The 11,524-nt window shown below is 37.3% G+C and carries 9 protein-coding genes and 1 riboswitch; of the genes, 7 read left to right on the top strand and 2 right to left on the bottom strand.

The window, feature by feature from the left end; all coding sequences use genetic code 11:
* Positions 1-35 precede the first annotated feature (35 nt).
* Complete coding sequence (locus D1953_RS01070; RefSeq protein ID WP_119115299.1) at positions 36-632, bottom strand: biotin transporter BioY; 597 nt, start codon at positions 630-632, stop codon at positions 36-38.
* A gap of 188 nt (positions 633-820) precedes the next feature.
* On the opposite strand from D1953_RS01070, the gene D1953_RS01065 reads away from it, so the two are divergent.
* From D1953_RS01065 to D1953_RS01055, 3 genes are all read left to right on the top strand, one after another.
* Entirely contained in the window at positions 821-2,341 is a 1,521-nt protein-coding gene (locus D1953_RS01065) for a carboxypeptidase M32 (protein ID WP_119115298.1), read from the top strand.
* 258 nt (positions 2,342-2,599) lie between these two features.
* A riboswitch (purine riboswitch) is annotated at positions 2,600-2,700 on the top strand.
* 156 nt (positions 2,701-2,856) lie between these two features.
* Entirely contained in the window at positions 2,857-3,456 is a 600-nt protein-coding gene (locus D1953_RS01060) for a xanthine phosphoribosyltransferase (RefSeq protein ID WP_119115297.1), read from the top strand.
* Complete coding sequence (locus D1953_RS01055; protein ID WP_119115296.1) at positions 3,449-4,759, top strand: nucleobase:cation symporter-2 family protein; 1,311 nt, start codon at positions 3,449-3,451, stop codon at positions 4,757-4,759. Before D1953_RS01060 ends, D1953_RS01055 begins: the two co-directional genes overlap by 8 nt.
* A 326-nt stretch (positions 4,760-5,085) precedes the next feature.
* Here the strand turns inward: D1953_RS01055 and D1953_RS01050 are convergent, their stop codons facing one another.
* Positions 5,086-5,538, bottom strand: a complete 453-nt coding sequence (locus D1953_RS01050) for a chemotaxis protein CheX (RefSeq protein WP_119115295.1) — start codon at positions 5,536-5,538, stop codon at positions 5,086-5,088.
* A 165-nt stretch (positions 5,539-5,703) separates the two neighbouring features.
* On the opposite strand from D1953_RS01050, the gene D1953_RS01045 reads away from it, so the two are divergent.
* The 4 genes from D1953_RS01045 (at position 5,704) to D1953_RS01035 (ending at position 11,429) form a co-directional block, all read left to right on the top strand.
* Complete coding sequence (locus D1953_RS01045; RefSeq protein ID WP_119115294.1) at positions 5,704-6,792, top strand: type III polyketide synthase; 1,089 nt, start codon at positions 5,704-5,706, stop codon at positions 6,790-6,792.
* The gene (locus tag D1953_RS01040; protein WP_119115293.1) at positions 6,792-7,322 is read left to right on the top strand and encodes an isoprenylcysteine carboxyl methyltransferase family protein; all 531 of its coding nucleotides are present in this window, start codon (positions 6,792-6,794) and stop codon (positions 7,320-7,322) included. Before D1953_RS01045 ends, D1953_RS01040 begins: the two co-directional genes overlap by 1 nt.
* A gap of 131 nt (positions 7,323-7,453) precedes the next feature.
* Positions 7,454-7,615, top strand: a complete 162-nt coding sequence (locus D1953_RS21085; RefSeq protein WP_164853262.1) for a hypothetical protein — start codon at positions 7,454-7,456, stop codon at positions 7,613-7,615.
* A gap of 112 nt (positions 7,616-7,727) precedes the next feature.
* Positions 7,728-11,429 (top strand): dynamin family protein, encoded by a 3,702-nt coding sequence (locus D1953_RS01035; RefSeq protein ID WP_119115292.1) that lies wholly within the window; start codon positions 7,728-7,730, stop codon positions 11,427-11,429.
* Positions 11,430-11,524: the final 95 nt, after the last annotated feature.

The following is an 11,524-nucleotide window of genomic DNA, read 5'->3' as shown; positions in this document are numbered from 1 at the left end:
TCTCTTTATCTCCTTTTCTATTAAGTAATGCACTCTTACAAGTAGTTTGTTTTCTGTTTATTCTCTGTCGGCTGAGCTGTCTGCGAATCTAATATAAAACGTCGAATTTGAGGTTTTAGTCGATAAATTAAGACAGAGCATATAACACAAAGTAGTAAATCACCTGGAATTGGTAAAATCATGCCGAAGAATAAAGTGTCTTGAATGGATAAAGGTTTTTCTATAACCCATTTCATAGAACCATAAAGCCATGCACAACCAAATAGGTATACGACCGAAAGTGTGGCTGTATTAGCTAAAAAAATAGAAAATATCTTTTGTAATTGTAGTTTTTGAATGAGATATCCGTTTAATGTGGCGCCGGCAATATAGCCTAATAAGTAACCAAATGTAGGTTTGAAAATATAACCGAAACCGCCTCCTTCAGCAAAAACAGGTACTCCAATAAGTCCAATTGTTACGTAACAAACTTGACTTAACATACCAATACGGGGTCCTAATAAAGCACCAGCAAGGTAAACAGGCACAATTTGGAGTGTGAATGGTATGTACGGGATTGGAATTTTAATATAGGCTCCGACAACTGTTAGAGCGGTGAATAAAGAAATATAAGCCAATGTTTTTGCCCTCACATAAAACACCCCCCTTCACTGCATTTTAGTTTGCACTATTCACTTTAAATTGTCAACCTAAAAATTATTAGGTTAACAATAAGGGCGAGAGATTTTTTATCATAAACCAATTGATAGAAAAAGCATGATTATTTATGGACTTCACATAATATGGTAAAGTTAAAAGAAGTGAAAGGGGGAATAGCAAAGTGGCTATTGCAATCGATAAGGTTGAACGAGAATTTTTGGAATATATTAAAAAAATCGCTGCCTACCATGAGGCACTTTCTGTGATTTATTGGGACTTACGTACAGGAGCTCCAAAAAAAGGGGTCGAACAGCGTTCAGAAGTTATTGGGATGTTGTCATCTGAAGTATTTAAAATGGGTACGAGCAAGGAAATGGCTCACTTTATTGCAGTGCTTTCAGCAAAGGATAACCAAGCTCAATTATCAGAAGTAACGAAAAGAATGGTAGAAGAATGTAAAAAAAATTATGAACGTAATAAAAAGATTCCAATGGATGAATATAAGGAATTTGTCATCTTACAATCGAAATCGACAAACGCGTGGGAAGAGGCTCGTGAAAAAGCAGACTTCTCTTTATTTCAACCGTATTTAGAACAGATTGTTGCTTACACAAGAAAATTCATTGAATATTGGGGATATGAACGCTATAAGTACAATACGTTATTAGATATGTATGAACCAGGTATGACGGTTGATGTATTAGATCAAGTATTTGCCCAGTTGCGTGAACGGATTGTACCGCTGGTTAAACAAATTTCAATGAGCCCGCATCAACCAGATACATCATTTTTGTACAAATATTTTCCAAAAGAAAAGCAAAAACAATTTAGTTTAGATATTCTAAAGCAATTGGGCTATGACTTTGATGCAGGACGATTAGATGAAACTGTTCATCCATTTGCGACAGGGATTAATCGCGGCGATGTGAGGGTGACGACTCGCTATGATGAATATGATTTTCGCGGAGCTATATTCGGAACGATTCACGAGTGTGGTCATGCAATTTATGAACAAAACATTTCAAGTACGTTAACAGGAACATTGTTAGACGACGGGACCTCGATGGGAATTCATGAATCGCAATCGCTATTTTTTGAGAATTTTATTGGACGAAATAAGCACTTTTGGGAGAAGCAATATTCGTTGTTACAAAAATACGCTCCGGAACAATTTACCGGCGTATCACTAGAGAGCTTCTACCGAGCCATTAATGAATCAAAACCTTCGCTTATTAGGGTAGAGGCGGATGAACTTACATATCCTCTTCATATTATGATTCGTTATGAAATTGAAAAATCGCTATTTGATGGTGAATTAGAAGTAAAAGATTTACCGAAAGTATGGAATGATAAATATGAAGAATATTTAGGGATTGTGCCAGACAATGATGGAGTAGGTGTTTTACAAGATGTGCATTGGTCTGATGGAAGTTTTGGTTATTTCCCATCTTATGCACTAGGGTATATGTATGCAGCCCAAATAAAACAAACCATATTGAGGGACTTGCCTCATTATGACCAGCTATTAGCAAGCGGTAACATCGAACCAATTAAGAAATGGTTGAATGAACGGATTCATCAGTATGGGAAAATGAAGAAACCGTTAGACATTTTGAAGGAAACGACAGGAGAAGGTCTAAATGCACAATACTTGATTTCCTATTTAGAGGATAAATATAGGGATGTCTATAAATTGAATTGAATCATCAACAAAAGCCTTGGATTCCAAGGCTTTTGTTGATGATTCGGCATATTATACAGTCTTCCGATTTTAAGTACATGGTTTCTAACGGACAAATTTATGTATAATAGTAAGGGGAGTGTTTTGTACAATTAAACTATAGAAGTAAATTTGTAATTTTCAAAAAATACGAACAATGAATCTTTATTCTTGAAATAAGTTCGTCTTTTTCTTAAAAAATAGCTTTTCAAAAGTGTGTAACGTTGCTATAATGCATGTATTGCATCTAATAGTTTCGCTCGTATAATCGTGGGGATCGGCCCACAAGTTTCTACCGGATTACCGTAAATAATCCGACTATGAGTGGGAAATAAATCTTGTGTATCACGAATGATGAATGTATTCACATTCGTAGAAGCCCGAGAACTATTGTCTCACTTAACAGACAATTGTTCTCGGGCTTTTTGCATAGTTCAAAATCGTGATATTTGCCTAGATGGCTAACAGATAAACATCCTAGATTGGGAGGAAGCTTTATGCAGCTTTTAAAGGAAAAGATTTTAAACGAAGGAGAAGCTCTTTCGGAAACAATTTTGAAGGTAGACTCGTTTTTGAATCACCAAATGGACCCGGTGCTTATGAAAAAAATGGGGGAAGAATTTGCAAAGAGATTTGAGGGCAAAGAGATCACAAAAGTGTTAACGATTGAATCGTCAGGAATTGGTCCTGGTTTGATGACGGCATTAACATTAGATGTACCTCTAATCTTTGCTCGTAAACGTAAATCATTGACGTTAACGGAAGATTTAATCACTTCTTCTGTTCACTCGTTCACGAAACAAGAAACAAATACTATTACGGTTTCTAATAAGTATATTGTTCCAGGAGATAAAGTCTTAATTATTGATGATTTTCTTGCGGTAGGTCAAGCGGCAAGAGGCTTAGTAGATATTTGTAACCAGGTTGATGCAGAAGTCGTTGGGATTGGAATTGTCATTGAAAAAGCTTTCCAAGATGGAGGCAAGGAATTGCGAGATCAAGGCTTCCAAGTGGAATCGCTTGCTCGAATTCAAGCATTGAAAAAAGGCGAAATTACTTTTGCAGAAGAAATGGAAGGAGCCACGATTCATGTCTAAACAGTCACCTGTGAAGGTTGGTTCACTTGGGTTACAGCATGTTCTTGCGATGTATGCAGGGGCGGCTGTTATTCCTCTAATTGTCGGCGGGGCTTTAAAGTTAACCGCTGAGCAATTAACGTATTTAGTTTCGATTGACCTTTTAATGTGTGGAGTTGCTACTCTGCTTCAAGTTTGGAAAAATAAATTTTTTGGAATTGGTCTTCCTGTTGTATTAGGGTGTACATTTACAGCCGTAGGTCCTATGATTACAGTCGGAAGTGAGTATGGGGTTACAGCTATCTATGGTTCTATTTTAGTTTCTGGATTGATTGTCCTTTTAATTAGTAACTTTTTTGGGAAATTGGCAATGTTCTTTCCTCCAGTTGTAACAGGTTCCGTCGTAACGATTATCGGGCTTACGTTAATTCCTGCTGCGATTAATAATATGGGGGGCGGACAAGGAGCACCTGATTTTGGAGCATTAGATAATATTGGTTTAGCTTTTGGAACATTAATTTTTATTCTTCTTATGTACAAGTTTTCTACTGGTTTCATTCGTTCTATTTCGATTTTAATCGGGTTGATTGGTGGAACAATTGTTGCTTATTTTATGGGGAAAGTAAGCTTTAAAGCAGTAGAGGATGCATCGTGGCTACACATGCCTGAACTGTTTTACTTTGGTACACCTACCTTTAATGTAACAGCTATTATTATTATGACATTAGTAGCTATTGTTAGTTTAGTAGAATCAACGGGCGTCTATTACGCATTAGGAGAAATTACGGGTAAAGACATTAAAGAAAAAGATTTAGTTGGCGGATATCGTTCAGAAGGTATTGCGACGATTATCGGTGGATTATTTAATTCTTTTCCGTATACAGCTTTTTCGCAAAACGTGGGCTTAGTTCAATTATCGGGTGCTAAATCCAAGAATGTTATTTATACAGCAGCTGGTATTATGATTGTAATTGGATTTATGCCAAAAATTGGTGCGTTTACAACTATCATTCCTTCCGCTGTTTTAGGTGGAGCAATGATCGCTATGTTTGGTATGGTAGTAGCAGCTGGTATCAAAATGCTAAGTAAAGTAGATTTTAATTCACAAGGAAATTTATTAGTTATTGCTTGCTCTGTTGGAATGGGTCTAGGTGTTTCCGTTGTCCCGGGTTTATTTTCTCAAGTTCCAGCGAGTATGAAGGTTTTAACGGATAGTGGAATTGTTACTGGTAGTTTAACAGCTATTGTTCTGAATATTGTGTTTAATATGATTCCATCGAAAAAAGAGAAACAGGCTCCTGTAGAAGTGAAAAAAGCGGCTTAATATAAAAAACTATCTTGTTAACTCGAATTTGAGTTAACAAGATAGTTTTTTTGTCAATATCTTCTCTCCCCTTGCATATACTGTAAATAATATATAGAGAGAAAGTAAGTGAGCCGAGATGGAGAAGAAATATTGTTTACATTGTCAAACGCTATGCAGTGAAGAAAATGTATGTAAAGTATGTGGTAAGCAAGAATTTTGCAGCCTTATTATTAAAGTTCAATATCAATCTGAAAAAGATTCGAAAACAAACTATTAAAAAACCTAGTAAGTATGATACTTTATCATACTTACTAGGTTTTTTAGATAGTATGAAAAAGTTGCTCTTACATCTTAATCATCAAGATGATATGAATAGTTCCGGTGTTGTGAAGGTGGATAGGCAGGCAAATAGCTTTTTCAAATCCATACATTTTTGCTTTGCCGACAAGGACAGTAGGCGGAGTAATATCCATACTGATGTTATTTTGTGCCAAGGTAGTAGCTAAGTTCCCTGCAATCATATTACCAAGCTCTGAAGTAAACGATTCTAACATTTCACCTTCAAGAGGCATGCCAAACATCGCTTCTCCAATTTTACTCATGCATGATTCAGAGCCTTCGATAATTAATCTGCCTGGTATATCTCCTGTCATTCCAATTAATACACTAAGAGCTTCTTGTTCGAAAGGTTGGTTAATTAGGTTTGGTTTGTCCGTTTCCATTGTGAGTGGTAATACTGACTTTACAGCTGAAATCGTTCCATTTAAAACAGTTGTAACATGAGTACTAATGGCCATTTTTATTTCCTCCGATTTCATGAATTTCTTCTATCATACCAAAGAAATAGTCTTAAACTCCTATTCGTTTTTAAAAATTTATGAATTTTATTTACAGGGAGAATGCTACTTTGAATAATCCTTCAATGACTGGAGATATTAACCACTAATTGAAGGAGTGGGAACATGGCTTATGTATTGTCTTCAGCTCATGCAGAGTTGCCTTATGCGTTAACACAGGACGCGATTATGGAGTTCTCAAGAGAGCTTTTTGGAGAATCATTTAAGAATATCGAACGATTATTACAAGCATTTAAAAATGGACAAGTGCAAACGCGTTATTTGTCCAATCATCTAGAATGGTTTAAAGAAGACCGGACCTTTGCGGAAAGAAACGACATGTATATCAATCAAGCGGTTCAATTCGGTGTAGAGGCGGTTAAGAAGTGTTTAACAAATGAACGATTTTTAAAAAGGGAAGTAGCAGAGAACGAAATTGATGCTTTTTTTTACATATCTAGTACAGGAATTGCAACACCAACGATTGAAGCTCGAATTATGAATATTCTCCCATTCCGTCCACATACAAAAAGGATTCCGATTTGGGGGCTTGGGTGTGCGGGAGGTGCGAGCGGACTTGCGCGCGCTTTTGACTATTGCCAAGCTTATCCTAAAGCAAAGGTGCTTGTACTTAGTGTAGAGCTTTGTAGTTTAACGTTTCAGAAACGGGATATTTCTAAAAGCAATATCATTGGAACATCGCTTTTTTCCGATGGGGTAAGCTGTATTTTAGTATGTGGAGACGACGTGCCAGCAGCGGAGCTTTCCAGTAGAGACCAGCAGTTTCATGTGCTTGCGAGTCAATCAACACTTATGCCTAATTCATTAGATGTTATGGGCTGGAATGTGAAAGATGAAGGACTGTATGTTGTGTTTTCAAAAGATATTCCAACAATTGTGAAACAATGGCTAAGACCGAACGTTACAGCCTTTCTTGAAGAATATAACGTGACATTGCAAGATATTCGCTATTTTGTGGCGCATCCAGGTGGAAAGAAAGTGATTGAGGCCTATCAAGAGGCACTAGGATTTAATGAAGAGATGACATCAATTTCTATGGAGGTTTTAAAGGAGTTTGGAAATATGTCTTCTGCGACCGTTTTATATGTGTTAGAACGATTTATGGAACGTGGAGGGATACACGGAGAATATGGCCTAGCGGTCGCACTTGGACCTGGTTTTTCTTCAGAATTAGTTTTAATGAGGTGGAACTAATGTTATTTCCGATTTTATTTAGTTTTGTTGTTGGGCAACGGTTCATCGAATTAATTATTGCGAAAAGAAATGAAAAACAGTTAAAAAATAGCGGTGCGATTGAGTTTGGGGAGGACCATTATCCATGGATTGTCTTACTTCATATTGGTTTCTTTACAGTGTTGCTGAGTGAAGTGCTTCTCTTAGATCGTGGGTTATCTTCTTTATGGCCAATTTGGTTGTTGTTGTTTACACTTGCTCAAATAGGACGAATATGGGTGATAAGCTCTTTAGGGAAACATTGGAATACGAAGATTATTGTCTTACCATCAGCTGATGTTGTTGTTAAAGGACCCTATAAATTTATGAAACATCCGAACTATGTTATTGTGGCTACTGAAATTCTTGTATTATCGCTGTTGTTTAATGCTTACTTCACAGCCATTATTTTTTCATTATTAAATCTTTGGATGATGAGGGTGCGAATTCCAATAGAGGAGCGGGCTTTGCAGGAACATACAGCATATTTTTCTGTATTTAAGCAAAAATAATAAATGAAAAAGTCAAAAAACTCATTGAAAATGATTATCGTTCATGATAAGATTCAAATGAACATGAAAATTATTCTCAATATACTTACTAATGAATGATGATATAAATAATTAAAAGGACGGTGCTTTAAATGGTTTGGTTATTTATTTTATTAACGGTAGTTACATATAGCTTTGTGATGAAACATGTATTAAGTCATATTCAAAAGCCGGTTAAAGTAGCGAACAAGCAAAACCATGTGAAAAATGAAAATATGGTAACAGTAGTTTCCGTTCAACCAGTCAGATCATGAATCTGGCTTTTTTTTATGCTTTCATACAATGAGGTCTGAATTTTCCTGTAGGAATAAATGTAGAAATCGTTTACAATAAGGATAAATAAAGAGATATGAGGGGTATGGATTCATGATTCAACAAACATTAGAGCAACAGTCAAAAATGGGAGTTTTGACCGCACTATATGAAAAGTTTCAGTCGGCTGGGGATGTAAGTAATGCCGATAAAATGAAGCAGTTAATAATGAAATGTAATCAAGATGAGTTTGTCCTTGCATTTTGCGGTCACTTTTCAGCCGGAAAATCAAGCATGATTAACTTTTTATTACAAGATCAAGTGTTGCCATCGAGTCCGATTCCAACAAGTGCGAATACAGTTAAGGTGCAAAAAGGGGAGAACTATGCGAAAGTCTTCTACCATGATCAGCCGCCTGTCTTATTTCCAGCGCCGTATGATTTTAAGGAAGTAAAGAAATTTGCTAAAGATGGTGACTCTGTCTCGGCCATTACGATTAGTTCAAGTGAATTTCCATTGCCAGAATCTTGTGTCATTATGGACACACCTGGGATTGATTCTACGGATGATGCGCATCGGGTTTCGACGGAGTCGGCTCTGCATTTAGCAGATGTTGTGTTTTATGTAATGGATTACAATCATGTTCAATCGGAAGTGAATTTTCTATTTACAAAAGAACTAATTGAAGCAAATAAACCAACGTACTTAATTATTAATATGATTGATAAGCACGATGAGAAAGAACTCAGCTTTGAAGGCTTTCAGTGTTCCGTAACGGAAGCATTCGCGAACTGGAATGTATTCCCAAGTGGTATTTTCTATACATCTGTAAGGGATTTAGATTTAGAAGCGAATCAAATCGAAACGGTACGTCAATTTATTTATGAGATGGCTGAGAAAGGTGAGGCCAGCGGTACAGACACAGTTATGCAGTCTGCCCATGTTTTAATCGAGAAGCATCTTACTTGGTTAGAGGAACAATTTGAGGAAGAGCATGAGAAGGAGTTCACATTATTAGCGGAATTACCGGATGATGAACGAGCGCAAATGACGGAGCAAGTGGAAAGTCTCCAACAAGAAAAGCGTGATATTCTTGCACGAATCGATCATGTAAAAGAACGATTTACGGATGATTTAGAAGAAATTTTGAAAAATGCTTATCTAATGCCAGCTCCTACTCGTGATTTAGCGACAGCCTTTTTAGAATCCACACAGCCTGACTTCAAAGTAGGTATGCTGTTTGCTAAAAAGAAAACAATGGCTGAGAAAGAGGAGCGATTACGTGCTTTTCTTGCTGATATTCAAGAAAAGGTGAAGATTCAACTGGAATGGCATATTAAAGAAATGGCCGTTAAAGTTCTTGCAGATGCTGAGGTTCACGATGCGAACTTAGAAAGTGAAGCACAATCGCTTTCGATTTCCATTATGGAGGATTTTTTAAGAGGCTCTTTAAAACCGCAAGCTAGTATGACCGGAGAGTATGTGCTGAATTATACAAATGACTTAGCGAACTCTATAAAGAAAGAAGCACGTGTAGTAGCGGATCAATTTTTAGCTGATTTGTTAACTGCTATGAAGAAGAAAGCGGATAATAAATTACGTCAGTTGTCTACTGAACTTGAGCAGTACGCTGATTTTGAAAGAGCATTAAATGCTTCTGCCGCTTTAATTGATAAAGTAACAAAAGAACAAAAAGAGCTGCAAGATATTGCATATGCAACTTCTGATGTATTCGACAATCTGGCTGTTGACACATTAGTGAATCAATGGCTGGAAGAGGAACGAAATGTGACTGTGAAGATGATGGAAGCAGGGAATCACGAAGAACGTGATGGAGCTGGCGCTTCTATTCTTGCGGAAATGGAAGCAAGTGCTGGTACAGACGTGAAGGAAGCATCAGTTGTTAAAGGTGATTTACGCGGAAAAGAAAAACTTCTTGAAACGGCAACAAGTTTACAAGAAGCCGCAGAACTGATTCAGCCTTTAAAAGGATTCCAGTCTTTATACAAAGAATTAACAGACAAAGCGAGTCGCCTAGAGCAGCAAACATTTACCGTTGCTTTATTCGGGGCTTTTAGTGCAGGGAAATCCTCCTTCGCTAATGCGTTAATGGGCGAAAAAGTATTGCCTGTTTCACCGAATCCGACGACAGCTGCTATCAATAAAATTATGGCGGCAAATGCGGAGCATTCACACGGTACGGCAACCGTTCAATTAAAAACAGAAGCAATGTTACTCGAAGACGTATCACTTGCGCTAAATGCTTTTGGAAAACAAGCAAAAACACTGGATGAAGCGTATCAATTTGCAGGTGAGATTGTTGCGAAAGCAGATGAACAGGAAACAGGTAAAACGTATCTTTCTTTCTTAAGAGCGTTTCATCAAGGATTACCTCCTTACAAAGAGAAGCTTGGTACAGTTATTACAGTAGATTTAGATGGCTTTAAAAGCTTTGCAGCTGAGGAATCGAAGTCTTGTCTTGTTGACTTAATTGAATTGTATTATGATTGCGCCATGACGAAGCAAGGAATGGTATTAGTTGATACACCGGGAGCAGATTCCATTAATGCTCGTCATACAGGAGCGGCCTTTGAATATATTAAAAATTCGGATGCCATTTTATTTGTGACGTATTATAATCATCCATTCTCAAAAGCGGATCGTGAGTTTTTAATTCAGCTTGGTCGTGTTAAAGATTCCTTTGCGATGGATAAAATGTTCTTTATCGTTAATGCGGTAGATTTGGCGCAAACGACAGAAGAATTAGAGGACGTAATCGAATATGTGAAAGACCAATTAAATGGCTTCGGTATTCGCTTCCCTAAATTATTCCCGTTAACAAGTAAAGGGGCGCTTTCAGAAAAGCTTGAGCCAGGTTCTTTCCATCACGCATTCTTGCCGAATAGTGGAATTAGTGCGTTCCAATCACGTTTCGATGACTTTATTGAACATGATTTAACGGACCTTGCAATTGAGTCAGCAGAAGCGGCTGTCATTCGCGCAGAAGAACTATTAGCGGATGTAATTGCTGCTTCTAAACAAGATGAGCAAGCAAAATTGCGTGCATTAGAAACGTTGAACGAGGAAAGTCAAGCGATTGCTGACATACTTGCGGTGATTCCGAGCGAAGCAGAGAAAAAACGATTGAAAAAAGAAGTCGATGAACTAACTTTCTACAGTAAGCAGCGTGTCTTTTTACGCTTTACTGATTTCTTTAAAGAATCCTTTAACCCAGCTGTTATTAAAGACGATGGGCAGGACTTAAAGGTTGTATTGAAGCAAGCGCTACAAAGTTTACTAGAATCATTAGGCTTTGACCTTTCCCAGGAAATGAGAGCGACGGCCTTGCGTTCAGAAGTATTCGTTAATAAGTTATTAAAAGAAAAGCAAGTGTCACTTCTGCAGCAAATTCAAGATGTGAGAAAGACTATTTCTTTGCAGTCTTATGAAGCGGCAGGAAGGGATATTCCTGAATTCAAGCGGGCCTTTGAAGATCTAACAGAAGCAGAATTCAAAAAAGAGTTAGCTCTCTTTAAGAATCCAAAAGCCTTCTTTGAAAAAAATGAAAAAGTGCATATGAGCAATGCTATTCAAGCACGTTTAGATCAGCCGGCTCTTGATTATGTACAATTCCAAGGCGGACGTATGTTTGAAGCCTACACAGCGATGCTTGAAGAAGAGCTAGCTGCCATTCAACAAGCTTATCAACGAGAAATTGCTGATATCTTTGCTGGTTTACGTTCTGCTTTAGAAGAAAAAGTGGATATTCCGTACTATGAAGAAGTATTGGCGAAAATGAAAAGAAAGCATTCTTAATGAAAAAAGCAGACTTACTAAAATAAGTAAGTCTGCTTTTTTCCTGCTTTTTGTGTGAAAGGGTGATTCTACATCTCTTTTCACAGTGATACTAG

The organism is Peribacillus asahii (genome assembly GCF_003570725.1).
GTDB classification, from domain to species: Bacteria; Bacillota; Bacilli; order Bacillales; family DSM-1321; genus Peribacillus; species Peribacillus asahii.
Note: the sequence above shows the minus strand (reverse complement) of the source record. Positions and strands in the feature narration are given on the sequence as shown.

Excerpts from the sequence above, each read along its gene's own strand:
- D1953_RS01040 (WP_119115293.1), top strand. The coding sequence starts at position 6,792 with ATGTTATTTCCGATTTTATTTAGTTTTGTTGTTGGGCAACGGTTCATC.
- D1953_RS21085 (WP_164853262.1), top strand. The coding sequence starts at position 7,454 with ATGGTTTGGTTATTTATTTTATTAACGGTAGTTACATATAGCTTTGTG.
- D1953_RS01035 (WP_119115292.1), top strand. The coding sequence starts at position 7,728 with ATGATTCAACAAACATTAGAGCAACAGTCAAAAATGGGAGTTTTGACC.
- D1953_RS01055 (WP_119115296.1), top strand. The coding sequence starts at position 3,449 with ATGTCTAAACAGTCACCTGTGAAGGTTGGTTCACTTGGGTTACAGCAT.
- D1953_RS01060 (WP_119115297.1), top strand. The coding sequence starts at position 2,857 with ATGCAGCTTTTAAAGGAAAAGATTTTAAACGAAGGAGAAGCTCTTTCG.
- D1953_RS01045 (WP_119115294.1), top strand. The coding sequence starts at position 5,704 with ATGGCTTATGTATTGTCTTCAGCTCATGCAGAGTTGCCTTATGCGTTA.
- D1953_RS01050 (WP_119115295.1), bottom strand. The coding sequence starts at position 5,538 with ATGGCCATTAGTACTCATGTTACAACTGTTTTAAATGGAACGATTTCA.